Annotated in this window: 17 protein-coding genes; 12 read left to right on the top strand and 5 right to left on the bottom strand. The window is 67.8% G+C overall.

Going from position 1 to position 24,744, the window contains the following annotated elements; all coding sequences use genetic code 11:
* Positions 1 to 130: 130 nt before the first annotated feature.
* The 4 genes from LFT49_RS08740 to LFT49_RS08755 all read left to right on the top strand — a co-directional run bounded on the left by LFT49_RS08740 (position 131) and on the right by LFT49_RS08755 (position 5,563).
* Positions 131 to 1,069, top strand: a complete 939-nt coding sequence (locus LFT49_RS08740) for a proteasome assembly chaperone family protein (protein ID WP_237430260.1) — start codon at positions 131 to 133, stop codon at positions 1,067 to 1,069.
* A 51-nt stretch (positions 1,070 to 1,120) separates the two neighbouring features.
* Positions 1,121 to 2,467 carry an MFS transporter gene (locus tag LFT49_RS08745; RefSeq protein ID WP_236802057.1) on the top strand — a complete coding sequence of 449 codons (1,347 nt, stop codon included), beginning with the start codon at positions 1,121 to 1,123 and terminating at the stop codon, positions 2,465 to 2,467.
* A gap of 106 nt (positions 2,468 to 2,573) precedes the next feature.
* Entirely contained in the window at positions 2,574 to 3,926 is a 1,353-nt protein-coding gene (locus tag LFT49_RS08750) for a DUF4192 family protein (RefSeq protein WP_237430261.1), read from the top strand.
* A 329-nt stretch (positions 3,927 to 4,255) separates the two neighbouring features.
* Complete coding sequence (locus tag LFT49_RS08755; protein ID WP_142134267.1) at positions 4,256 to 5,563, top strand: RNA polymerase sigma factor; 1,308 nt, start codon at positions 4,256 to 4,258, stop codon at positions 5,561 to 5,563.
* Positions 5,564 to 5,752: 189 nt separating this feature from the next.
* Here LFT49_RS08755 and LFT49_RS08760 read toward each other — a convergent pair whose 3' ends face one another.
* A complete protein-coding gene (locus LFT49_RS08760; protein ID WP_013600696.1) occupies positions 5,753 to 5,974 on the bottom strand; it encodes a DUF7455 domain-containing protein in 222 nt (73 codons plus the stop codon).
* Positions 5,975 to 6,230: 256 nt separating this feature from the next.
* On the opposite strand from LFT49_RS08760, the gene LFT49_RS08765 reads away from it, so the two are divergent.
* Entirely contained in the window at positions 6,231 to 8,339 is a 2,109-nt protein-coding gene (locus tag LFT49_RS08765; protein ID WP_236802059.1) for a DNA gyrase/topoisomerase IV subunit B, read from the top strand.
* A 103-nt stretch (positions 8,340 to 8,442) separates the two neighbouring features.
* Here the strand turns inward: LFT49_RS08765 and LFT49_RS08770 are convergent, their stop codons facing one another.
* The gene (locus LFT49_RS08770) at positions 8,443 to 9,432 is read right to left on the bottom strand and encodes a M56 family metallopeptidase (RefSeq protein ID WP_237430262.1); all 990 of its coding nucleotides are present in this window, start codon (positions 9,430 to 9,432) and stop codon (positions 8,443 to 8,445) included.
* 6 nt (positions 9,433 to 9,438) lie between these two features.
* Positions 9,439 to 9,822 carry a BlaI/MecI/CopY family transcriptional regulator gene (locus LFT49_RS08775; protein WP_142134261.1) on the bottom strand — a complete coding sequence of 128 codons (384 nt, stop codon included), beginning with the start codon at positions 9,820 to 9,822 and terminating at the stop codon, positions 9,439 to 9,441.
* A gap of 260 nt (positions 9,823 to 10,082) precedes the next feature.
* Here LFT49_RS08775 and LFT49_RS08780 point away from each other — a divergent pair, with 260 nt between their 5' ends.
* From LFT49_RS08780 to cydD, 3 genes are read left to right on the top strand one after another with little or no spacing between them, the layout of a single operon-like run.
* Positions 10,083 to 11,687: a cytochrome ubiquinol oxidase subunit I gene (locus LFT49_RS08780; RefSeq protein WP_236821807.1), complete on the top strand. Its 1,605-nt coding sequence runs from the start codon at positions 10,083 to 10,085 to the stop codon at positions 11,685 to 11,687.
* Positions 11,688 to 11,702: 15 nt separating this feature from the next.
* Positions 11,703 to 12,752, top strand: coding sequence for a cytochrome d ubiquinol oxidase subunit II (gene cydB / locus LFT49_RS08785; protein ID WP_236802062.1), 1,050 nt, complete (start codon positions 11,703 to 11,705; stop codon positions 12,750 to 12,752).
* 1 nt (position 12,753) lies between these two features.
* On the top strand, positions 12,754 to 16,212 hold the full coding sequence (gene cydD / locus LFT49_RS08790) for a thiol reductant ABC exporter subunit CydD (RefSeq protein ID WP_236802063.1): 3,459 nt from the start codon (positions 12,754 to 12,756) through the stop codon (positions 16,210 to 16,212).
* A 45-nt stretch (positions 16,213 to 16,257) separates the two neighbouring features.
* On the opposite strand, the gene LFT49_RS08795 is transcribed toward cydD, so the two are convergent.
* A complete protein-coding gene (locus LFT49_RS08795) occupies positions 16,258 to 16,776 on the bottom strand; it encodes a DinB family protein (RefSeq protein ID WP_236802064.1) in 519 nt (172 codons plus the stop codon).
* A gap of 69 nt (positions 16,777 to 16,845) precedes the next feature.
* Between LFT49_RS08795 and LFT49_RS08800 the strand changes: the two genes are divergently transcribed.
* The gene (locus tag LFT49_RS08800; RefSeq protein ID WP_237430263.1) at positions 16,846 to 17,844 is read left to right on the top strand and encodes an ABC transporter ATP-binding protein; all 999 of its coding nucleotides are present in this window, start codon (positions 16,846 to 16,848) and stop codon (positions 17,842 to 17,844) included.
* Positions 17,834 to 18,634 carry an ABC transporter permease subunit gene (locus LFT49_RS08805; RefSeq protein ID WP_237430264.1) on the top strand — a complete coding sequence of 267 codons (801 nt, stop codon included), beginning with the start codon at positions 17,834 to 17,836 and terminating at the stop codon, positions 18,632 to 18,634. Before LFT49_RS08800 ends, LFT49_RS08805 begins: the two co-directional genes overlap by 11 nt.
* Before the next feature lie 46 nt (positions 18,635 to 18,680).
* Here LFT49_RS08805 and LFT49_RS08810 read toward each other — a convergent pair whose 3' ends face one another.
* Positions 18,681 to 21,197 (bottom strand): DNA gyrase/topoisomerase IV subunit A, encoded by a 2,517-nt coding sequence (locus LFT49_RS08810; protein WP_236821812.1) that lies wholly within the window; start codon positions 21,195 to 21,197, stop codon positions 18,681 to 18,683.
* Between the two features lie 77 nt (positions 21,198 to 21,274).
* On the opposite strand from LFT49_RS08810, the gene LFT49_RS08815 reads away from it, so the two are divergent.
* Together LFT49_RS08815 and LFT49_RS08820 are read left to right on the top strand one after the other, a co-directional pair.
* Positions 21,275 to 23,959, top strand: coding sequence for a bifunctional acetate--CoA ligase family protein/GNAT family N-acetyltransferase (locus tag LFT49_RS08815; RefSeq protein ID WP_236802068.1), 2,685 nt, complete (start codon positions 21,275 to 21,277; stop codon positions 23,957 to 23,959).
* A 41-nt stretch (positions 23,960 to 24,000) separates the two neighbouring features.
* Positions 24,001 to 24,744, top strand: coding sequence for a DUF5998 family protein (locus tag LFT49_RS08820; RefSeq protein WP_236802069.1), 744 nt, complete (start codon positions 24,001 to 24,003; stop codon positions 24,742 to 24,744).

Below are 24,744 nucleotides of genomic sequence, written 5' to 3' on the forward strand. Positions count from 1 at the left end.
TCCGATCGTAGCCCTTCCCCGGCACCGCGGGAGAATTTCCTGAGAGGTGCGCCACACCGGCCGATGGAATGCCGGGTGTCACTGCAGCGTTATGAATTATGTCCACCCGCACCCCTGAAAGGAACATGCCGTGCTTGAACGGATTTCCGGCTCCCTGCTGGACCCCGACGCGCTTTATGCCAGCAACATCGAGCTGTTCCACAGCCCGGAACTCCAGGGGCTGAACCTGGTGATGGGATTCACCGGATTTGCCGATGCCGGCCACGTGGTGAAGCAGATCAATGCCGAGCTGCTGGACTCCCTCGACGCCCAGCCCGTTGCGGTCTTCGATGCCGACCAGCTGATCGACTACAGGTCACGGCGCCCGCACCTGAGCTTCGTCGAGGACCACATCCAGGACTACCAGGAGCCCCGGCTGGCCCTTTACCGGCTGGTGGACGGACTGGGAAAGCCGTTCCTGCTCCTGGCCGGCTTCGAGCCCGACCTGCAGTGGGAACGCTTCGCCCGCGCCGTCGTAAACATCGTGGAGAAGCTGGACGTCAACCTCGTCACCTGGATCCACTCCATCCCCATGCCCGTGCCACATACCCGCCCCGTGGGGGTGACGGTGCACGGGAACCGGCCCGAACTCATCGAGGGCATCTCAGTGTGGAAGCCCACCGTTGAAGTTCCCGCCGCCGTCGGCCACATCCTGGAGCTGCGGCTGGTGGAAGCCGGACGCAACGTCGCCGGTTACGTCATCCACGTGCCCCACTACCTTGCCGAGGCCGAGTACCCCACTGCCGCCGTCGCCGGTCTGGAGTACCTGGGCGCCGCCACGTCCCTGATGCTGCCCACTGACCGGCTCCGCGAATCGGGCCGCGAAGTGAGCCGCCAGATCGCCGAGCAGATCGAAGCGTCGGAGGAAGTCCAGCAGGTGGTGTCCCGCCTCGAAACCCGGTACGACGAAAAATCGGACGGCATCGTGCGCCGGTCGCTTTTGGCCAACGAGAACGACGAGCTGCCCGACGCCGACGACCTCGGCGCCGCCGTGGAGGCCTACCTGGCCAGGGAGAACCCGGGGCAGTAGCGCTGGTCACAACTTCCGGGAAAGCGGCGTCCCGCCGGGCATAATGTAGTGGTGACTGCACCCCGCGCCTGGCTTATCTGGACCATTGGAATTTTCGGGTACCTGGTGGCCGTGGCGCAGCGGACCTCGTTCGGCGTGGTGGGCCTTGAAGCCACGGAGCGCTTCCACGCCACGGCGTCCGCCATCTCCTTTTTCACTGTCCTGCAGCTGCTGGTCTACGCCGGGCTCCAGATTCCCGTGGGCCTGTTGGTGGACCGGCTTGGTTCGCGGGTGATGATTGCCGGCGGTGCGGTCCTGATGGGGCTGGGACAGCTGCAGCTGGCGTTTGCGGACAGTATTCCCGGGGGAGTCCTGGGCCGTGTCCTGGTGGGTGCCGGCGATGCAATGACGTTCATCTCCGTCATCCGGCTGATCCCGCTGTGGTTCGCCCCCGCCCGCGTCCCGCTCGTGACCCAGCTCACCGGTATGTCCGGCCAGCTGGGACAGCTGTTCAGTGTCCTGCCCTTCGCCATGGTCCTGCACCTGTCCGGCTGGACCCCCGCTTTCCTGATGCTGGCAGGGATGTCCGCGCTCGCCGTCGTACTGGTGGTCCTGCTGCTCCAGGACGCTCCCCCTGGCACCGAGCGGCCGCAGGCCCGCCAGGGGCTCCGGGCAACGGGGGCATCGCTGGCCCGGGCCTGGCGGCAGCCCGGCACGCGGCTGGGGATGTGGAGCCATTTCACCATCCAGTTCAGCGGCACCGTTTTTGCCATGACCTGGGGCTACCCGTTCCTGATTTCCGGGCAGGGCCTGGACGCAGGCACTGTTGCCGCCCTGATGGCGCTCTATGTCGCCGCGGCCATGGCGGCGGGCCCCTTCATCGGACGTTTCGTCTCGCGCCACCCACTGCGCCGCTCCACCATGGTGCTGCTGATTGCCGGCGCCACCGCAGTGGCCTGGGCTGCGGTACTGATCCTGCCCGGGCGGGCTCCGCTGTGGCTGCTGGCGGGACTGGTGGTGGTGCTTGCCATCGGCGGCCCCGGTTCGATGATCGGCTTCGATTTCGCCCGGACGTTTAATCCGGCACACCGGATCGGCACCGCCACCGGGATCGTGAACGTTGGCGGCTTCATTGCTGCCCTGGTGTCCATCTTCCTTATCGGCCTGGTGCTGGACCTCCTCTACGCCACCGGATTCTCGCAGGGGGTGCTGTACGGTTTGGATCCCTTCCGGCTGGCCCTGAGCGTCCAGTTCCTGCTCCTGGCCCTGGGCGCCGCCGCCATCGTGGCCTCGCGGCGGAAGGTGCGCCGGCAGATGGCCGCCCAGGGGATTGTGGTGCCGCCGCTGCGCAGTGCCCTGGCCCGGCAGCGCCGGGAAAGCCTGGCGCGCCGCCGCCAGCCAGTGCGCAGCGACGACTGAGGCATGCCTGTTCCTTCCTCTGCCACTGTTCCTCCACCGGACTGTTTGCCCACATAGCTGAACTGAGCCCTGCCAGCCCGTGCTGTGGTCGGAGAAAGCTGGAGCCATGACAGCTCCAGAACGATTAACAGTCCGCGGGCCGGAAGACATTCTTGGCTTCATTCCACACAGCCTGGGGTACTGGCCGGCTTCCAGCCTGGTGGCCATGACGCTGCACGGCACTACCCTTGGCGCCACACTGCGGCTTGACCTTCCGACACCTGCAGGGCAGGCCGCTCCTTTCGGGTTCGCCGACGCCGTCCGCCGTTACCTTGAGTCGGACCAGGATGCCGACGGCGCGCTGCTGGCCGTCTTCACCAGCGACGCAGGAATGGTCCCGCCGAGTGCCTACGACCTCCTGATTTCCACTGTGCAGTGTTCCCTCGAGCAGGCCGGGATGCCGGTGCGTGCTGCCTGGTTCGTGGGCGATGTCTATTGGCGGGATGCCCTGTGCAGCGACGGTTCGTGTTGTCCGCTGCCGGGGCGGCCCGTGCAGGAGATCAGGGACAGCATGCTGAACGCCGAGATGGTCTACCGCGGCAGCAGCGTGGGGCCGGCGCCAAGGTCAGGCAGCGTGCCGGAAGCGCCGGTGCCTGCCATGCACCTGGCAGCGGTCCGTGAAGCACAGGCCGGCTGGGAGGAGGAGTTGGGCGGGCTGTCCCGAAGCCGCGCGCAGTTCTCTGCCGTGCTCGGCTTCTGGCAGACGCTGCTGGACCGGACCCCACCGGTTGCCTGGCTGCCTGATATCGAGCGGGATGCCTTTCTTCGGGCCACGCTGCTGGTTCCCACGTGGCGGGACGCCGTGATGGTGATGGCTGCGGCGGGCAGGAACGCTGCGGAAGCCGGGGCTGAACAGTTCAAGGTATTTGCTGACGGAAATGGCGGGGGCGGTGCCGATGAGGCCGTCGTGTCCCTGCCGGTGCTGCCGCCGAACCCACACCGGGCCTCGGCGGCGGGCAAACCGGGGGCGGCAGCGGCGGAAGAGGCGGGAGGAAGGGCGCCTGCCCTGGGGCCGCCGCGCCGGACGGGGAACGGGGCCCCTTTACGCTCCGTTCCTGCCGGGAGTGGCACCCCGGTCGGCCCCGGTCCCGTTCCTGCCGGGTACGGCGAGGTGCTTATGGGCGTGGCGCCGAACGTCCCCGACTGGGAAGGCCTGGACGCGCTGGACCGGATCCTGGGAAATCTGGCTGTGCTGGGTGGGCAGGCTGCCGCGGCGGCGTTGACCATGCGTGGCTGGGTGGCATGGTGCCGCGGCCGGGGTTCCTATGCTGCTGAACACCTGGGACAGGCCCTCGAACTTGACCCGGATTACCGGCTTGCGGAACTCCTGCTGGACCTCGTTGGCAGGGGCACGCTCTGTGGCTGGGCGGCGAGAAAGGAGGCCGCCTGGCAGAAGTTCGGGGAGGACACTGCCGGGTGAAAGTGGGAGCTGTGAGGGGCGCCCGGCCGGAGTAAGGAGCGGGATGCGCCGCCCGGCATGGGCAAGACCTTCAGCAGGTGGCCGGACCGGATCGAAGCGGGGGAGGCCGGATCCAGGCAAATCATGAGACAATAGATGCCGAGACCCGGTTGGGTCCGTGCATCGAGTGCTTGGAATGGGCCCGCAAGGGAACATTACAGCCGCTCCGGGAGTTGTCTTAAGTGACTCTGCCGGCCGTGGTGGCGCTTGGTTTTCATCACGGACTTGACAGGGTCATAGTGGTGTTGCCCGTATGGTGATTCCACAGACCACCGCTAGAAAGGTTTTCTGTGACCCCGTCTTCCACGAAGAAGGATTCCGCCGCCCAGGATGTCTTGTCCCCTGAGGAGAAGCAGGCCGCGACCAATGCCAAGCGGGCAGCTACGCGGGCAGCCAACAAGGCTTCGGCCGGCGCGGCTCCAGCGGACGGCAAGCGCGAGCCCAAGAAGCGTGGGCCCAAGCCTGGCGCCAAGGCTGCAGCAGAGGCTGCAGGAAAGTCCGCCGTTGACGCGGACGAGGTTGAGGACGCTGAGGAAGACCTCGACGTCCTCGAAGGGCCGGACGCAGTAGAGGATGCCGATACCGACGCCGATCCCGTCAAGGGCGCAGTGGGCAGCGGCAAGGGCTTTGTCTACTCCGACGCAGATGATGACGATGCCCCCGTGCAGCAGGTCATGTCTGCCGGCGCCACGGCTGACCCCGTCAAGGACTACCTGAAGCAGATTGGTAAGGTCGCACTGCTCAACGCCGAGCAGGAAGTCGACCTTGCGCTGCGGATCGAGGCCGGGCTGTTCGCCGAGGAAAAGATCGCCGCGGACGACGGCTCCATGGATCCGAAGTACAAGCGTGAACTCGAATTCATCATCCACGACGGCAAGCGCGCCAAGAACCACCTGCTGGAGGCCAACCTCCGCCTAGTGGTCTCCCTGGCCAAGCGCTACACCGGCCGCGGCATGCTGTTCCTGGACCTGATCCAGGAAGGCAACCTGGGCCTGATCCGCGCAGTGGAGAAGTTCGACTACACCAAGGGCTTCAAGTTCTCCACCTACGCCACCTGGTGGATCCGCCAGGCCATCACCCGCGCCATGGCCGACCAGGCCCGCACCATCCGCATCCCGGTGCACATGGTTGAAGTCATCAACAAGCTGGCCCGCGTCCAGCGCCAGATGCTGCAGGACCTGGGCCGAGAGCCCACGCCCGAGGAACTGGCACTGGAGCTGGACATGACACCCGAAAAGGTGGTCGAGGTCCAGAAGTACGGCCGCGAACCCATTTCGCTGCACACGCCCCTGGGCGAGGACGGCGACTCGGAGTTTGGTGACCTGATCGAGGACTCCGAGGCCGTTGTTCCGGCCGACGCCGTGAGCTTCACCCTCCTCCAGGAGCAGCTGCACTCCGTGCTGGACACCCTCTCCGAACGCGAGGCCGGCGTGGTTGCCATGCGGTTCGGCCTGACCGACGGACAGCCGAAGACTTTAGACGAAATCGGCAAGGTCTACGGCGTCACCCGCGAGCGGATCCGGCAAATCGAATCAAAGACCATGTCCAAGCTCCGCCACCCCTCCAGGTCGCAGGTCCTGCGGGACTACCTGGACTAGGTCCACCGGACTCCACTTACGGGACCCTGCAGGGGCCGTGCCGAACCCACCTTCGGGTGGCTCCGGCACGGCCCCTGTTTTTCGCTGCTTTTTCGCGCCGCGAACTTCGCGGTGGCATGTGGTTAAACGCCTGCGGGGCCCTTCCGTAGTGGAAGGGCCCCGCAGGGTTCGTTGTTACCGATGCCTCATCTAGTCGATTTCCACGGCAGCTTTCTCGTGAAGCTTTCCCGTCTCATCGTGCCAGTCGGAGCTCAACGGCTTGAGCGTCGCCTCGACTGCACGGGCGTGGTGGCCGCAGAACAGCAGCTCACCGCCGGAGGACTCGAGTACAACCCGCACATATGCCTGGGCTCCGCAACGGTCGCACCGGTCGAGTGCGTTGAGCGTGCGGTCTGCCACTGCTGTTGTCATGTCGGCCTCCTTAGTAGATCAGTACATCTATATAACCAGCATTCGTATCCAAACCATCGCAAGGATGGGGCAAGTTCGCTGTGCGCGTAGCCGCAAGGTTCAATCAAGAATGGGCAAGTTCCGCCCATCACTGGGGCTGGTGGCGTGCCGCACAGCCGCGGGCGGGTGTGGCAGACGGCTCCAGCCGCCGCAGCCGATTACCCTAGAAGATGCGGTTCCAGCGCCGCGCACACGTCCCTGAAGGAGTTCATCACCAGTGGCACCTAGCTCTGATTACACCGCCCGGCACCTTTCCGTCCTGGAGGGCCTCGAAGCCGTCCGCAAGCGCCCGGGCATGTACATCGGCTCAACCGACTCGCGCGGCCTCATGCACTGCCTCTGGGAAATCATCGACAACTCCGTGGACGAGGCCCTGGCCGGGTTCGGGCACGACATCCGCATCATCCTCCACGCGGACAACTCCGTGGAGATCCACGACGACGGCCGTGGCATCCCCATCGACAAGGAGCCCAAGACGGGGCTCACCGGCGTCGAGGTGGTCTTCACCAAGCTGCACGCGGGCGGCAAGTTCGGCGGCGGCTCCTACACCGCCTCGGGCGGACTCCACGGCGTTGGCGCCTCGGTGGTCAACGCCCTGTCCTCACGCCTTGACGTGGAAGTGGACCGCGGCGGCAAGACCTACCGGATGTCCTTCCGCCGGGGCGAACCCGGGCGGTTCAAGGACGCCGGATCCCGCCTGGACCCCGCAGCGCCCTTCACACCGTTCGTCGACGACTCGGTGCTGGACATCGTGGGCAAGGCCAAGCGCGGCGTCACCGGAACCCGCATCCGTTACTGGGCGGACCGGCAGATCTTCACCCCCGATGCCAAGTTCTCCTACGAGGACCTCGTGGCCCGCGCCCGCCAGACCTCCTTCCTGGTGCCCGGACTCAAGCTCACGGTGCGGGACGAGCGCAGGGTCGCCGGGACGCCTGGTGAGGCCGGCCCCCATGAGGAGGTCTTCCACCACGACGGCGGCATCTCCGAGTTCGTCGAGTTCCTCGCCGCCGATCCTGCCGTCACCGACGTGTGGCGCCTGCACGGGTCGGGGAAGTTCAAGGAGACGGTCCCGGTCCTGGACGAACGCGGGCACAGCCAGCTGGCAGAGGTAGAGCGTGACTGCGAAGTGGACGTGGCGCTGCGCTGGGGCATCGGCTACGACAGCACCGTGCGCAGCTTCGTGAACATCATCGCCACCCCGAAGGGCGGCACCCACCAGTCCGGCTTCGAGCAGGCGCTGGTCAAGACCTTCCGCAAAGCGGTGGAGGCAAACGCCCGCAAGCTCAAGGCCGGCAACGACAAGATCGAAAAGGACGACATCTTCGCGGGCCTGACGGCGGTGCTGACCGTGCGGCTGGCGGAACCGCAGTTCGAGGGCCAGACCAAGGAGATCCTCGGCACCAGCGCCGTCCGGGCCATCGTGGCCCGGGTGGTGGAGAAGGAGATCTCCGCCAAGCTGTCGTCGTCCAGCAAGAATGACAAGGCCCAGTCCGCCCTGCTGCTGGAAAAGATCGTCAGCGAGATGAAGTCCCGCATCTCGGCCCGGGTGCACAAGGAGACCCAACGGCGCAAGAACGCGCTGGAAACCTCCTCGATGCCCACCAAGCTCGCCGACTGCCGGACGGACGACGTCGGACGTTCCGAACTGTTCATCGTGGAAGGTGACTCCGCACTTGGCACTGCCAAGCTGGCGCGATCCTCCGACTTCCAGGCGTTGCTGCCCATCCGGGGCAAGATCCTGAACGTCCAAAAGGCGTCGGTGGGGGACATGCTCTCCAACGCCGAATGCGCGGCCCTCATCCAGGTGGTGGGCGCAGGCTCCGGCCGCAGCTTCGACATCAGCGCGGCCCGGTACGGCAAGGTCATCCTCATGACGGACGCCGACGTGGACGGAGCCCATATCCGGACACTGCTGCTGACCCTGTTCTTCCGCTACATGCGTCCCATGATCCTTGAGGGAAGGGTATTCGCTGCGGTGCCTCCGCTGCACCGCGTGGAGGTCATCAACGCCGGTCAGAAGGCCAACGAGATGATCTACACCTACTCAGAAGCTGAACTGCACGTGCTGCTGGCCCGCCTGGCCAAGGAAGGCAAGCGGTACAAGGAACCGATCCAGCGGTACAAGGGCCTGGGGGAGATGGACGCCGAGCAGCTGGCCGAAACCACCATGGACCCGCGGCACCGCACGCTGCGCAAGGTGGGGATCGAGAACGCGCAGCAGGCGGAGGAAATCTTCGACCTGCTGATGGGTTCGGACGTGTCGCCGCGCAAGGACTTCATCATCGCCGGCGCCTCCAGCCTGGACCGGGAGCGCATCGACGCCTGACAGCGGCGTACGGCCTCGCAATTGGGGGCAGGCGGCTGGCACCTGGCTGGGAAGGCGCGGGAGGGCACGGCAGGCTCGTTGGACAGGGCACGACGGCGGCTGGTCAGCCGAGCAGTCCGGGAACCAGCAGGAGTGCGGTGGGCAGCGCGAGCAGCAGGACGCTGCCTGCCATGACGGCGCTGCGGACGGCGGAAGGAAGCGGAGGCTGGGGCGTCAGCAGGCGGCTGACGCGGGAAGCTGCGGTACGGACAGCGTCCGAGCCGGCTCCGCCTGATGCTGCCTCAAGCCCGGACAGGGCCAGCGTTGGCGAGGAGGGCCGGACACCGGCGCCGGCCTCCGCGGCTGAACCGCTGGCCACGATGGCGATGGCCTTGATGAGGGTGGCTTTGCTCTCGGTCCGCAGGGCCACGTCATCGGCCAGCATCTCGATGAGGGAGTTCACGGACTCCTGGGCAAGCCGGGTGGTGGGCAGCCACGGAAGGGCCTGCCGCCACGCGGCGAAGGCCCAGAGCAGGAGGTGGTGCCGCTGGTTGAGGTGGGCGTTCTCGTGAATCAGCACCGCCCGAAGCTCTGCCGGTTCGAGCGCCGCCATCAGGCCGTCCGACAGCACCGTCACCGAACGCGCGCCGCCCGGAAGGCAGTACGCCACGGGTGAGTCGTGGCTGATGACCAGGGTTCCGGCATCCTGGCCGGAGGGTGACGCCAGCAGGGCCAGCATTTCCCGGTGCCGCCGCCGCTGGCGCTGGATTTTGTAGTACGTCAGCAGCAGGGTGAACACCAGATGGACGGTGAGCAGGGCAGCAGCGGACAGGGCAAAGATGTGCCAGAACCCCAGCGCGGTGGTGGGCGCGTTGAAAAATACCATGCCGGCGAGGCCGCGGAGGCCTGCAATCAGGTTGTCTCCAATAGGTTCCAGGCCGTAGACCAGCATGGCGCCGATCATTGACAACCCACCTGCAAGCGCGATCGCCTGCCACAGCAGCATGGCCGTGAACGGCGACCTGGCCGGCCACTGGGCCCGGGACAGGAGGATCGGCACCGGCCACGCCAGGATTATCGCAAGGACCGCCAGCAGGTATGAGGCCCAGAACATGGTGTGCTAGACGCGGCCCAGCAGTTTGCGCAGCGTCTCGGCTTCACCTTCGGACACCGACCCGATGAAGCGGGCCAGGACGGCCTCGCGGTCCGGTGCTGACCCGAGGACCTCATGCATGAGTTCCGCGGTGTGGTCTGCGCGGCTGGACACCGCCTGGTAGCGGTGGGGACGGGTGCCGCGTTCGCGTTCCACCAGCCCCTTCTTCTCCAGGCGTGAAAGTACGGTCAGTACCGTTGTGACGGCCAGTTCCTTGCCTTCATGGCCCGGCCCGCCCTGTGCCGCCGACGTGCGCGCCAACTGGTCCCTCAGGGTATTGGCCGTAGCCGCTTCCTGGCCCGCCCAGAGCAGGTCCATGACCGCCCGTTCCAGTTCACCAAGACTAGCCATTTCACTTTTCCTTTATTTCCCCGCGCCGCGCACTTTCGGTGCACGGTTACGTCCCACTGTTGTTCAACTACAGAACTAATTTACCCCGAAACCGGCCAACGTTCTACATGGAGTAGAACATCTGGCGCGGCGTGGCCCGCCGCGGGATGCTAGGTGAGGGCGGGAGGGTTTTCATCCGCCGTCAAGGATGTTCTACACTTTGTAGAAGTTGAAGTTCTACGAAGCGTAGAAAACTACATCGGCTAACAGTAGGGACCGCCATGGACGCCTTGGAAATCGCACGCTGGCAATTCGGAATCACCACCGTCTACCACTTCATGATGGTGCCGCTGACCATCGGCCTGGGCCTCGTGGTGGCCGTCATCCAGACAGCCTGGTACCGCACCGGCAAGCCCGAATACCTGCGCATGACCAAGTTCTGGGGAAAGCTGTTCCTCATCAACTTCATCATGGGCGTGGCCACGGGCATCGTGCAGGAGTTCCAGTTCGGTATGGCCTGGAGCGAGTACAGCCGCTTCGTGGGGGATGTGTTCGGGGCGCCCCTGGCCCTGGAAGCGCTCCTGGCCTTCTTCGTGGAGTCCACATTCCTCGGCCTGTGGATCTTCGGCTGGAAGCAGCTCAAGCCGGCCATCCACCTGGCCTGCCTCTGGGTGGCCGTCATCGGATCAGCACTCTCCGCCTACTTCATCATCGTGGCGAACAGCTGGATGCAGCACCCGGTAGGGGTGGAAATGATCAACGGCCGGCCCGTCATGACCGACGCCTGGGCCGTCTTCACCAACAACACCGCGCTTGTGGCCGTTCCGCACACCCTGTTCGGCGCCCTCGCCGTGGCAGGCGGCTTCCTCCTGGGCATCGCCTGGTACCACCTGTGGCGGCGGCGGCACGACGGCGTTGACACCGTGGGTGCAGACGGCCGGGTGATCCCCGGTGAAGACGTCCGCATTCCCGGCCGCGACCGCGCCGATCACAACGTCTGGATCCGTTCCCTGCGCATCGGTGCCGTGGTCGCCATGATCTCGTTCGCCGGCACCGCCGTCACCGGCGACCTCCAGGGCAAGCTGATGTTCCAGCAGCAGCCCATGAAGATGGCCGCGGCGGAGGCCGCCTGCCACGACGGTACCGGCTTCTCCGTCCTGAGCGTCGGGAACGTCGGCTCCAGGAACTGCGACGACGTGGTGGCCGTAATCGAGGTTCCGGGCATCCTGTCCTTCCTAGCCAAGGGCGACTTCACCACCGAGGTCAAGGGCGTCAACACCCTGCTGCCGGAGTACCAGGCCAATTACGGAACCCACCTGCCGGACAACCCGATCTACGGCGAGCGCGCAGGCCAGGAAATCCAGTACGTCCCTGTCATGGAAGTCACCTACTGGGGCTTCCGGATGATGATCGGCTTTGGCGGCCTCGCCGCCCTGGCAGCACTGGTGGCCCTCTGGCTCACCCGCAAGGGGACCGTGCCGGAATCCCGGTGGCTCATGCGTCTGGCAGTCTTCGGCATCCTGGCCCCCTTCGGCGCCAATGCCGCCGGCTGGATCTTCACCGAGATGGGCCGCCAGCCCTTCGTCGTGGCGCCCAACCCGGACCCCAGCGGAATCGACCAGGTGTTCATGTTCACCGCCGCCGCCGTATCCCCGGGTGTCTCCGCAGGGGAACTCATTGCCTCGCTGGTGGCACTGACCGCCGTGTACGCCGTCCTGCTGGTGGTGGAAGTCAAGCTGCTGGTCAAGTACATCCGCGGGGGTGTGGTGTCCGCGATGCCGGAACTCGGCCACGCACCGGCGGACGAGAACGAGGACGAAACACCCGGTTCCGGCGGCAACACCGGGCCCAAACCTGCCGACGACGTCCTGGCCTTCGCCTACTAGCAGAGGAAACAAACAATGGAACTGCTTCCCACCATATGGTTCATCGCCATCGCGGTGCTGTGGACCGGCTACCTCTTCCTGGAAGGCTTCGACCTGGGGGTCGGGATGCTGATGAAGCTCTTCGCCCGCAACAACACCGAGCGCCGGGTACTGCTGAACACCATCGGGCCTGTGTGGGACGGCAACGAGGTGTGGCTGCTGACCGCCGGCGGCGCCACCTTCGCCGCCTTTCCCCTCTGGTACGCCTCGCTGTTCTCCGCGCTCTACCTCCCCCTCCTGGTGGTCCTGCTGGCCCTGATCTTCCGGGCGGTCGCATTCGAATACCGGGGCAAAGTGGACACGGACAGCTGGCGGAACCGCTGGGACTGGGCCATCGCGCTGGGCTCCTTCTTCGCGGCGTTCGGCGTGGGCGCCGCCCTGGCCCTCACCACCACCGGGCTTCCGCTGAATGCCAACGGCGACCGGGAAGGCGGCCCCATGGCCTGGTTCAGCGGCTACGCCCTGCTGGGCGGCCTTGCCGTCGTGGGCTTCTCACTCCTCCACGCCCTGGCCTTCCTGGCCCTCAAGACCGACGGCGACGTCCGCCACCGTGCCCGCCAGTGGTTCGTGCGGCTGCTGCCGGTCCTGCTCCTGCCCATCGCCGCATGGGCCTCGGCCATCCAGTTCCTGGACGGCAAGCCGTGGACCTGGGCCGCCGTCGTGCTGGCCGTTGGCGCTGCCGCCACCGCCTGGCTGCTGGCCCGGAACGGCTCCGAAGGCAGGGCCTTCCTGGCCCTTGGCGCCTTCCTGATCCTGGGCACCGCATCCATCTTCGGGGCCGTGTTCCCGGTGGTGCTGCCCTCCACGCTGGACAGCGCCTTTGACCTCACCATCTCCAACGCTTCATCCTCGGACTACACCCTGGGGCTGATGAGCATTGTGGCGGCCTTTGGGCTTCCCCTGGTGATCGCCTACCAGGCCTGGACCTACTGGGTGTTCCGCCGCCGCGTCAGCGCTGCGCACATTCCCGAAGCCCACAGCTTCCTCCCTGCCATCGCCGCCAAAGCCTTCACCACCAAGGGCTGACGTGCGGCCAACCTTCCCCACAGGCCCGGCCACCCGGTCCGCCATCTACTGGCTGGGACTGCTGGCCGCGCTCAAGGCCCTGTCCCTGATCCTCATCGGCCAGGCGGTGGCCTCCGTCCTGGCCGGCCTCGCCGAGGGGAACGAGGCCTGGGCACAGCAGCTCACTCCAGGTGCCGTCGGCGTCGTCCTCCGCTCCCTGACCGTCTGGGGGCAGGCCGTCGCCGCCCGCCGCGCAGCCCTGGGGGTCAAGGAGGAGCTTCGCGCCGAACTGTTGGAGCGGGCCTTGCGAAGCGGGGTGCGGGGAACCGGTCCCGGCGACGGCGGCCTGGCCGTCCTGGCCACCCGCGGCCTGGATGCGCTGGACAGCTACTACACCCAGTTCCTCCCGGCGCTGGTCAACTGCGCCGCCGTTCCGCTGTTGCTCGGGGCCCGGATCCTCTTCGCAGACTGGGTCAGCGCGCTGGTCATCGTGCTGACGGTCCCGTTGATCCCGGTGTTCATGGTGCTGATCGGCCGCTACACCGAAGACAACGTGCGGCAGGCCCAGGCCTCGCTGGCGCGGCTGTCCGGCCACATGCTGGAGCTCGCCAAGGGCCTGCCGGTCCTGGTGGGACTGGGCAGGGCCACCGCGCAGCGCAAGGCCCTGGAGGAGATCTCCGAGGAATACCGCTCGCGCACCATGGGCACCCTCCGGACCGCGTTCCTGTCCGCCCTGGCCCTGGAACTCATCGCCACCATCTCGGTGGCCGTGGTGGCGGTCTTCATTGGCGTCCGGCTGGTCCACGGCGGCATGCCGCTGGAGGCGGGCCTGCTGGCACTCCTCCTGGCCCCGGACTGCTACCTTCCGCTGCGGGAACTGGGCACCGCCCACCACGCCAGCGACGACGGCCGGGTGGCGCTCGCGGAAACAGCCGCCGTGACGGATGCGCCTGAACCGGCGCCGTTGCCGGCCGCCAAGGCCGGCAGGCCGGGCGCCCCGCTGGAGGTCACCGCCCTCACGGTGACCTATCCCGGGCGGTCCGGAGCCGCCGTAGGACCCCTCTCCTTCACCGCACCCCAGGACAGGATCACCGCCCTGGACGGCCCCAGCGGCGCCGGCAAGAGCACCGTCCTGGGTGTACTGGCCGGCACCATCGGCAACGGCGGCGAACCGGATGCGGCAGGAACCAGCATTACCGGGTACATCAACGGCCTGGACCGTGGCGCCGTGGCCTGGGTGCCGCAGCATCCGGTCATGGTCGCCGGAAAGGTCCTGGACGAGGTGCTGCTGTACCTCTCACCGGACGCCGGCCACGGCCCGGACCGGTTCACGGCCGAAAGCGCCGCCCGCGGCTGCCTGGAACGCGCAGGAGCCGGCCACCTCGCCGGGAAGCACCAGGCGGAGCTGAGCCCGGGTGAGCTGCGGCGCGTGGCACTGGCCCGAGGCCTGGCCCGGATCGACGCGGGTGCCACCCTCCTGCTGCTGGACGAGCCCACGGCGCACCTGGACGACGCCTCGGCCGTCATCGTCGAGAACGCCATCCGGCGGCTCCGCGGCGAGGTCACCGTGATCCTGGTGGCCCACAACCAGCGCACCCGGCAGTTGGCAGACGTCCTGGTGCCGGTCGGCCCTGCCGGCACGACACCGGAGGTACCGCGTGCCGGCATTTCCGCGCTCCTGGCAGATGACGCCGGCACCGCCGGCAGCACAAGGTCGAATGGCACGCCCGCCACAGACACCGGTGCCGACGGCGGAACGGACGCCAGGCGCGCCAGGCCCGTCCGCCCCGCCCGCAGTGCCGCTCCTGGCGCCGATCCCCGGGCCGCGCGCCTCCTGGCCGCACTCCTGGCACCGGTCCGGGGCAAGTTCGCGGCGGCGGCCTTCGTCGGCACCCTGGCGGCCGTCTTCGCCGTCGCGCTTTCCGGCCTGTCTGGCTGGCTCATCATCCGCGCCAGCGAGCAGCCGCCCATCCTCTACCTCCTGACGGCCATTGTCGGCGTCCGGTTCTTTGGCATCGGCCGCGCCGTGTTCCGCTATTGGGAGCGGCTGCTGCTGCACGATGCCGTGTTCGCCGCCCTGACCCGCCTGCGCGGACGGCTGTGGGAGTCCCTGAGCCGCAGGGCGCTGTCGCTGCGCCGGCTCCTGCAGGGCGGCAACGTGCTGGGTACGGTGATCGACGACGTCGACACCGTCCGCGACCTCCTGCCGCGCGTGGTCCTGCCGCCGGTCACGGCGCTTGCGGTGTCCGTCCTTGCCGTGGCCGCCACCGGAACCTTGGTGCCGGCCGCCCTTCCCGCAGTGGTTGGGGCAGCGGTCAGTGGCCTGCTGCTGGCGCCCGCAGCCGCCCTGTGGGGTGACCGGAAGTCCGCCAGTGCCGAGCAGGCCCTGCGCTCCGGCGTCCTGCGCCGCGTCACGGCAGCCCTGGACGCACGGGCCGAACTGCACGCCAACGGTGTGGCGCCCCGCGTCCTTGACGCATTGCTGGCCGAGGACCGGGACGCCACCCGCGCCTCCCAACGGTCCGCCTGGGCCGACGGGCTGGGACACGCCGTCGCCACGGCCGCCTGCGGTGCTGCCGCGTTGGCTGCAGCCTGGCTGGCCGGGCCCGAAGTCCTTGCAGCCAGGGTTGCCCCGGCCATCGCGGCCGTGGTGGTCCTCCTGCTGCTGGCGCTGGTGGAACCCTTCGCAGCAATGACGACGGCGGTGCGCCAGTTCCCGGCGCTCCGTGCCGTCATGCGCCGGGTGGGGGAGTCGGGGGCGCTTGAAGAAGGCGGCGACGCGTCCGACGGGTTGCAGCCCGTTCCCGCCAGGGCCGGCGGTGCGCCAGGCATCGAACTGGTGGACCTGGCTGCGGCCTGGCCGGGTGGCTCCCCGGTCTTCTCGGGCGTGGATGCGGAGGCAGCACCCGGGCGCTGGCTGGCGGTCACCGGACCCTCAGGCTCCGGCAAATCCACGCTGCTCTCGGTGCTGCTGGGTTTCCTGCCGCCCGCTTCCGGCCAGGTGAGGGTGACCGGCCGGGCGGCGTGGTGCCCGCAGGATGCACACCTGTTCGACTCCACCATCCGCGGCAACCTGCTGCTGGGCAGGCCGTCCACCGGCGGCGCCTCTGCGGGACGTGACGAAGAGCTGGACGCCGTCCTGGCCGCCGTCGGACTGGCCGGGCTGGTTGGCCGGCTGCCGGCGGGGCTGGACACGCGGATCGGCCCGGGGGGTGCTTTCCTGAGCGGCGGCGAGCGCCAGCGCCTGGCTGTGGCCCGGACCCTGCTGACCGGTGCGGAGGTGATCCTGCTGGATGAGCCCACCGCCCACCTGGACGCGGAGTCCGCCGCCGCCATGCTCGCGGACCTGCGTTCCGGGCTGCGGGACCGCACGGTGGTGCTGGTCACCCACAACCCGGCGGACATCCAGGCCGGTGACGGGCGCCTTGACCTGTCGGAATTCTCGGGACAGGCGCGGGCACCGCTGGCGCGTTTGCGCTGACGCCCCTCCCGTTAAAGCCGGAAAGGGGCCGGGAAGCCTGTATCCCTAGCCGTTGACGTCGTGCAGGTGATGGAAGACGTCGTGCAGGAAGTATTGGGAGAGCGTCAGGACGGTGAACTCCGAGCCGTTGCTGCGCAGCCCCTTGCGTCCCCAGTCCTCTTCGGGGACGCCGGCGAACGACTCGGCCGCCTCGTGTCCTTCTGCCGCCAGTTCCGGGCCCACTTCCGACGGGTCGGCGTTGGCGTAGTCCTTTTCGACCGCTGTCCGGTCCTGGTCCCAGTCCGCGAAGCGGGCATCATCCGCCGTGAGCATCAGGTTCAGCCGCTGGACGAACAGGGTGAAGACGTCCCGCACGTGGCAGGCGTACTCAACCGCGGACCAGGTGTCGTCGTTGGGGCGCTGGGTCGCGTCCGGCCGGCGCAGGACGGCCAGCCATCGCGGAATCATGCTTTCGATGCTGCCCGGGACCGTTGCCGGTGTGGCTGAGGAGGCGTTGAAGGAGCATTCCGGGCAGGGGCGGGACAGGACCCAGGTCCAGTCCTTGGCATCGGGAACGATAGGCATGGGAGCAGTCTAAGCGGTGCGGGCCAAAAGACTCTGGGATGGACGCAGCGGCCCGGCTAGCGTCGCAGCATGAGCCCGGAAACGAGCATGGGCGCGCAAAGCACGGACGGGGAAAGCATGGTGCGGCTGGCCGGCCTGACCAAGCGGTTTGGCCGGAACGCAGCGCTCGACGACGTCAGCCTCACCATCGGGCCAGGCGAGGTGTTTGGCTACCTGGGCCCGAACGGGGCAGGCAAAACCACCACCATCCGGCTCCTGGTGGGGATGCTGCGGCCTTCTGCGGGAACAGCGGCCGTACTGGGACTGGATGCCTGGCGGCAGTCGCGGGACGTCCACCGCCTGGTGGGCTACGTGCCCGGCGAGCCGGCGCTGTACGACCGCCTCACCGGCAACCAGCACGTCGCCTACTGCTCCCACCTGCGGCACCGCGATGACCGGAAACGGGCAGCGGAGGTCGCGGTCCGGCTGGACCTGGACCTGGACCGGCCGGCCCGCACGTTGTCGCGCGGGAACCGCCAGAAGCTCGCCGTGGTCCTGGCCGTGATGTCGCGGCCACGGCTGCTGGTGCTGGACGAACCAACGAGCGGAATCGATCCGCTGGTGCAGCAGGTTTTCCATTCCATCCTGCGTGAGCACACTGCCGACGGCGGTTCAGCCTTGTTCTCCTCCCACGTCCTGGGCGAGGCGGAGCGTGTGGCGGACCGAATCGGAGTGGTGCGCGGTGGAAAACTGGTGGCGGTGGAACGGTTGCAGGACCTTGCCGCCCGCTCCCTGCACCGGGTGAGGGCCCGTTTCACCGACGGGGTCTCTGCGGCGGAGTTTGCCGGTGTTCCCGGGGTGCGGGATCTGCAGGTTGACGGCCGCACGTTGAGCTGCAACGCCCCGCAGGCTGCCCTGGATGCACTGCTCAAGCTGGTCAGCGCCAGGGAAGTGGAGGACTTCGAATGTTCCGAAGCCCCGCTGGAGGAGATGTTCCTGAGCTACTACGGGATTGACCAGCAACCCGGCCATACGTCCGCCGCCGAGACGGAAAGCGTGTCCGGAACGGCGGTGGGCCATGCTGGTTAACGTCCTGCTGAAGACGCTCCGGGACCAGGGGAGGGTGCTGCTGGCATGGGCCGTCTCCCTGGCGCTGATTGTGGCCACGTACGCAGCCATCTGGCCGTCCGTGAAGTCGCAGCCGTCCATGAGTGACTTCATCGACCAAATGCCGGAGGCGTTCCGGTCGCTGTTCGCCACATCCAGCGCCGACATGTCCACTCCCACGGGCTATATCCAGGTGGAGCTGCTGTCCTTCATGGGGCCGATCGCCGTGCTGATCTACGCCATCAGCGCCGGGGCCGGGTCGATTGGCGGGGAAGAGGACCGGGACACCATGGACCTGCTGCTTGCCAACCCGGTGGGCCGGGGCAGGGTGGTGGTGGACAAGTTCTTCGCCATGGTGCTGGGCACCTTCCTGCTGGCCGCCGTCATGGGGCTGTCGCTGGTGATTGAGGGCAACATGGCGGACCTTGTCCTGCCGCCGGACAAGGTGGCTGCCGCCATGCTGCACCTGGCACTGCTGGGCGTGGTTTTCGGATCCCTGGCCCTCGCCTTGTCGGCGTCCACAGGGCGGACCGGCCTCAGCCGCGGAATCCCCGCGGTGCTGGCGGTTCTTGCCTACATCGTCAACGCGCTTGCACCGCTGGTGGAAGCCTTCCGCCGGATCCAAAAGGCCTCACCGTTCTACCAGTACGTTGGCCAGGACCCGTTGCGGCAGGGGCCCGCGTGGGACAGCGTGCTGGTGTCCGCCCTCACCATTGCGGTGCTGTTGGCGCTCGCCGTCGCGGGCTTTCGGCGCAGGGACGTGGCGGGTTGAGCGCAGCTGCACTGTTGGAGGCGGCCGCGCCTCAGTCCCGCCCGCACTAGTCGTCCTCGGATGCTCCGTCCGGCCAGGCCATGGCCGGGCCCACCGCTTCCACGGCCTGGGAGAGCGGGACGCCCGATCCGTCACGGCGGCCGTGCTCCTGGGGCAGGGACCTTGCCACGCCGGCGGCGGATGACGCCTTCGCCGGGCCGTGTCCTGCCCAGGCGAGCAGCAGCATGTCCTCGCCTTTCAGGAAACGGTGTGACCGAACCCCGGCGGTGGCGCGTCCCTTGGCCGGGTATTCGGAGAAGGCGGTGACCTTCGCCGTGCCTGGAGCCGTGCCAGGGAGGGCGCCGTTGGTCCCGGCGATGGTTACCACGACGGCGGCCTCGTCCTTGGGCTGCACGGCACCGAAGAAGATCACCTGGTCACCCGCGGCCAGTTTGATTCCCGCCACGCCGCCGGCGGTACGCCCCTGGGGACGGACGGCGGATGCGGGGAACTTCAGCAGCTGGGCCTCCCGGGTGAGGAACACCAGGTCGACGTCGTCTGCGCTGGCCGGAGCCACGCCCACCACGAAGTCCTTGTCCTTGAGGGTGATGACTTCCCAGTCCTCGCGGTTCAGCGGATAGTCCGGCTGGACGCGTTTCACCACGCCCTGGGCGGTGCCGATGGCCAGGACCTCGTCCAGGCGCACGAACGCCACCAGGGACTCGCCCTTCACCAGGGTGAGGAACTCCTTGGCCGGAACGCCGCCGGCGAGGTTGGGCAGCCCGGCCATGGGCGCGAGCACGGGCATGTCCATGACCTGCAGCCGGAGCATGCGGCCCAGCGAGGTGACGGCCGCAATCTCGCCCCGGGCCGACGTCTTCACCACCGAGGTGTAGACGTCGTGCTTGCTGCGGGGACCGGCCTCGGCCAGCGGTTCCTGGTTGCTGGTGCGGGCCACCTGCCCGGAGGCTGTGAGGATGGCCCAGCAGGGGTCGTCCGCAATCTCCAGGGACAGTGGAGTGGGCTTGCCCTTCTTCCCGTTGGCCCCGGCAAGTTCGGCGGCCACGGTGGGGGAGACGGCCTCGGATTCCAGCAGGACGGTCCTGCGGGGCGTACCGTGCTCCTCGGCGATGGCGCCGAGTTCGTCGGAGACCACCGTGCGCAGCAGTTCCTCGGAGTCCAGGATTGCCTGCAGCTCGGCGATCTCGCGGCGCAGTTCGTCCTGTTCCTTTTCCAGCTCGATCCGGGAGTACTTGGTGAGCTGGCGCAGGCGCAGTTCCAGGATGTAGTTGGCCTGGACCTCGGTGAGGTCGTAGATGGACATCAGCCGTTCACGGGCCGCAGCAGCCTCGTCCGAGGACCGGATGATCTGGATGACCTCGTCGATGTCCACGATGGCGATGAGGAGGCCCTCCACCAGGTGCAGCCGGTCCTTCTTCTTCCCCAGGCGGAACACGGTCCGGCGGCGGACCACGTTGATGCGGTGGTTGACGTAGACGGACAAGAGGTCCACCAAGCCCAGAGTCTGCGGCTGGCCGTCCACCAGGGTGACGTTGTTGATGCCGAAGGAGTCCTCCATCGGCGTGTACCGGTAAAGCTGCTGCAGCACGGCGTTGGGGTTGAAGCCGTTCTTGAGCTCGATGACCAGCCGGAGCCCGTGCTTGCGGTCGGTCAGGTCCACGATGTCGCTGATGCCGGTCAGCTTCTTGGCGTTGACCGCGTCCTTGATCTTTTCGATCACCTTTTCCGGGCCCACCATGTACGGCAGTTCCGTGACCACCAGGCCGGTGCGGCGCGCGGAAAGTTGTTCGATCTCCACCTTGGCGCGGGTCTTGAAGGATCCACGGCCGGTGGCGTAGGCGTCGCGGATGCCGTCCAGGCCGACGATCCGGCCGCCGCTGGGCAGGTCCGGGCCCGGAACGAACCGCATGAGGTCATCCAGGGTGGCGTCCGGGTTGGCGATCAGGTGCCGGGCGGCGGAGATGACTTCCACCAGGTTGTGCGGGGCCATGTTGGTGGCCATGCCGACGGCGATGCCGGTGGCGCCGTTGACCAGCAGGTTGGGGAAAGCGGCAGGCAGGACGTCCGGCTGGGTGAGCTGGTTGTCGTAGTTCGGGACGAAGTCCACCACGTCTTCGTCGAGGTGGTTGGTGAGCGTGAGGGCGGCCGCCGCCAGCCTCGCTTCCGTGTACCGCGGTGCTGCGGGGCCGTCGTCGAGCGAGCCGAAGTTGCCGTGCCCGTCAATCAGGGGGAGGCGCAGCGAGAAGTCCTGCGCCATGCGCACCATGGCGTCGTAAATGGCGGCGTCGCCGTGCGGGTGCAGCTTTCCCATGACCTCGCCCACCACCCGGGCGCTCTTGACGTGGCCGCGGTCGGGGCGCAGGCCCATGTCGCTCATCATGTAGAGGATCCGCCGCTGCACTGGCTTGAGCCCGTCACGGGCGTCCGGGAGCGCGCGCGAGTAGATCACTGAGTACGCGTACTCCAGGAACGAGCCCTGCATCTCGGAGGTGACATCGATATCGACGATGTTTTCCGTGTAGTTCTCGTCTGCGATCGGGGCTGGACTTTGGCGGCGGGCCATGGGGTGTGGTGAATCCTTCTGGGGTTACTGCGCAGCCGTTGGGGTGTGCTGCGGGAGTTTTTGGCTAGGCTAAGCCTATGGTGGATCAGCCCGGGGACGGCGAATATCCGGAACATTGGGAAGCCGATGTCGTCCTGCGGGACGGCGGAACAGCGCATTTGCGGCCCATCCACCCGTCGGACGAGGATGCTGTCCAGGCCTTCCATACCGGGCAGTCGCAGAATTCAATCTACATGCGCTTCTTCGCCTTCAAGGCCAGGCTGTCCGCCAAGGAGCTCAAGCGCTTCACCGAGGTGGACTACAAGGACCGCGTGGCGTTCGTCATCACCATCCACGGGGAAATCATCGGCATCGGACGCTACGACCGCCTCCCCAACCCCACTGAGGCCGAGGTCGCCTTCAACATCGCCGACGCCCACCAGGGAAGGGGCATCGGCTCCATCCTGCTCGAACACCTGGCCGCAGCTGCGCACGAAAACGGGATCCGGAAGTTCACCGCAGAGGTGCTGCCGGAAAACCGGAAGATGCTGATGGTCTTCTCCGACGCCGGCTACGACGTCAAGCGCCACTTCGACGACGGCGTCGTGAGCCTCGAGTTCAACATCGACCCCACCGAAAAATCGCGGGCCGTCATGGAATCCCGCGAGCACCGCGCAGAGGCGAGAAGCGTCCGGGAGCTGCTGGCGCCGTCGTCCGTTGCTGTAATCGGTGCCAGCCGCAGGTGGGGGACCGTGGGGTACCAGCTGCTGGAACACATCATCGAGGGCGGCTTCCACGGCTCCGTCTACGCCATCAACCCGGAAGCGCTGGAGCTCGCGGGCATGATGTCCTACGGCAAGCTCTCAGAGGTCCCCGAACCCGTCCAGCTGGCCATCATCGCCGTCCCCTACGAGGAGGTGGCCGGGGTTGTGGCGGAGTGCGCCGCTGCGGGCGTTAAGGGCGTCGTGATCGCCTCGGCAGGCTTCGCGGACGACGGCGAACGCGGCCTGCTGCGGCAGCGCGCCCTGGTGCGCCAGGCCAGGGCGAACGGCATGCGGGTGATCGGGCCGGCGTCGCTCGGCATCGCCAACACCCACCCCGACGTGGCGTTGAACGCCTCCATGGCCCCCACCATGCCGCTGCGCGGCGGCCTGGGCCTGTTCAGCCAGTCCGCGGCCATCGGCGTCTCGCTTTACGCCGCCTCCAGCCGGCGCCGGGTGGGAGTGTCCAGCCTGCTCTCGGCAGGCAACCGGGCGGACGTTTCGGGCAATGACATGATGCAGTACTGGGAGGACGACGCCGATACCTCCGCCGTGGGCCTGTACCTTGAGTCGATCGGCAACCCCCGCAAGTTCTCCCGCATCGCCCGCCGGCTGGCCCGCACCAAGCCCGTGATCGTGGCGAAGTCGGACACCATGGGCCTGCGGCTGCCGCCCGGCCATGCCGTCCGGACCACCCAGGCACCGGCCGGGGCGCTGGATGCCATGCTCCGGCAATCGGGCGTGATCCGGGTGGAAACCGTGGAGCAGCTGGTGGACGTGGCGCAGGTGGTCTCCGGCCGGCCGCTTCCCGCGGGACCGGATGTTGCCATCTTCAGCAACTCCCAGGCGCTGGGCAATGTGGTGGCGGACAGTGCTGTGGCCCACGGGCTGGGGGTGGCGCAGGTGGTCTCCGGACTGGACCTCGACGCCGGCCAGTCGGTGGCACTTCCCGCACTGCGGAAGGCCCTCCTCGATGCCCTGGCCTCCGATGCCGTGCATGCCGCCGTCGCTGCCCTGCTGCCGGCCCGCGGACTGACACCCGATGCCGTGGCGCAGGTCCTGGCCGAATGTTCGGCCAGCGCCCGCAAACCGGTGGTGGCCGCTTTCACCGGCATCCTGGACCCGGCCATCAATGTGGAAGGCCTGTTGGGGGCGGACGGCTGCACCGTCCCCTGCTATTCCAACCCCGGAGCCGCCGTCGCCGCGCTCGCCGCCGTGGTGCGGTACGCGGAGTGGGCCGCCCGCGACCAGGGGCAGTTTGTGGAACCCGCAGGCTGCGACCCGCGGCAGGCCGAGGCTGAGCTCGACGAACTGCTGCGGGACGTCACCGGTGACCAGCTCAAGCAGCTGGAACCGGCGGCGACTGCTTCCCTGCTGGGGCACTACGGCATCTCGGTCCTGCCCTCCCTGCCCTTCAGCACCCCTGATGAGGCCGTGGCGGCCGCTGACGCACTGGGCTGGCCGGTGGTGCTGAAGACCACCGCCCCGGCCCTCCGCCACCGCCTGGATCTTGGCGGGGTGCGCCTGGGCATCGAGGATGAACAGTCGCTGCGCCAAAACGTGGTGCAGATGCGGCGGGCGCTCGCAGCCTACGGAGACCCTGCGCTCGAAGTGCAGGCGATGGCGCCGGTGGGGCAGGCGTGCACCTTCCGTGCCATCGAGGATCCGCTGCTGGGCCCCGTCATCTCGTTCGGCCTTGCCGGTGACGCCGTCAACCTGCTCGACGACTGGGCGCACCGCGTCCCGCCGCTCTCCGCCGCCGACGTGCACGACTTCATCCGTTCCCCCCGGGCGTCCCGAAAGCTCTTCGGCTACCAGGGCCTGCCGCCCGTTGATGTCGCTGCCCTGGAGGACCTTGCCGGGCGGCTGGCCTGGATGAAGGACAACCATCCGGAGATCGCGCTGGTGGAGTTTAACCCGGTTTTGTGCGGCACCACCGGGGTGACCATTCTCGCCGCCGACGTGCGGATCGGCAACGCCGCGCAGCGCACGGACAGCGCGCGACGGGCCATGCTGGGCTGACGCGGTTAGCAAGTGACCGGGCGATCTGTGAAAATGGGGGCATGAGCTTCCAGCCTCCCGCGTCGGCGCCCGAAACGCCCGGCAATGAAAACCAGGCCGTCCGCCACCACAGCTCACACAACCACGGAGTGCAGGGCCAGAGCCTGGAAGACGCACTGCAGAAGGCAGGGTTCTACCCGCGCCTTGTCTCGGACGTCGTCGACGACGCACTGGACGGCCGGGACTGCGTGGCCCACCTGGTGCACCTGGAGACCCACTTCGACCGGGCCGAGGTCCGCCGCCACATCACCGTGCTGGTCCTCACTGCGGACATGCTGGTGATCACCCACGTGGACGACCAGCAACTGGACGAGGCGGGGGAGCAGATCGTCGCCCAGATCTCCACCGAGTCCGTTCCCGTGGCCCAAATCCGGTCCGTGGTCCTGAGCTACATGTACGCCCAGCCGCAGAACTACAAGCCGTCGGACCCCGTCCGCGAACTGACCCTGTCCATCGCGTGGTCCGGCGGCCAACGGCTGGACATGGGGCCGGCCAGCTGCGGCGATCCGCAGTGCGAAGCGGACCACGGCTACACAGGAACCATCGCGCAGGAAGACATCGTGCTCCGCATCAGCGCCGAGGCGGATGGCCTTCAGGCCGTGCAGGACGCCAAGCTGTTTGCCCGGGCCCTGCGGGCAGTCAATACCGGCTCCGCCGCGCCGGTCCCGCATGTGCAGTCCATGGGCCCCCGGACGCGCTCCGGAGTGTTTGGCAACCGGCTCAGCCGCGGGCACCAGCAGCGCTGA

Source organism: Arthrobacter sp. FW306-06-A (assembly GCF_021870055.1).
Lineage (GTDB): Bacteria > Actinomycetota > Actinomycetes > Actinomycetales > Micrococcaceae > Arthrobacter.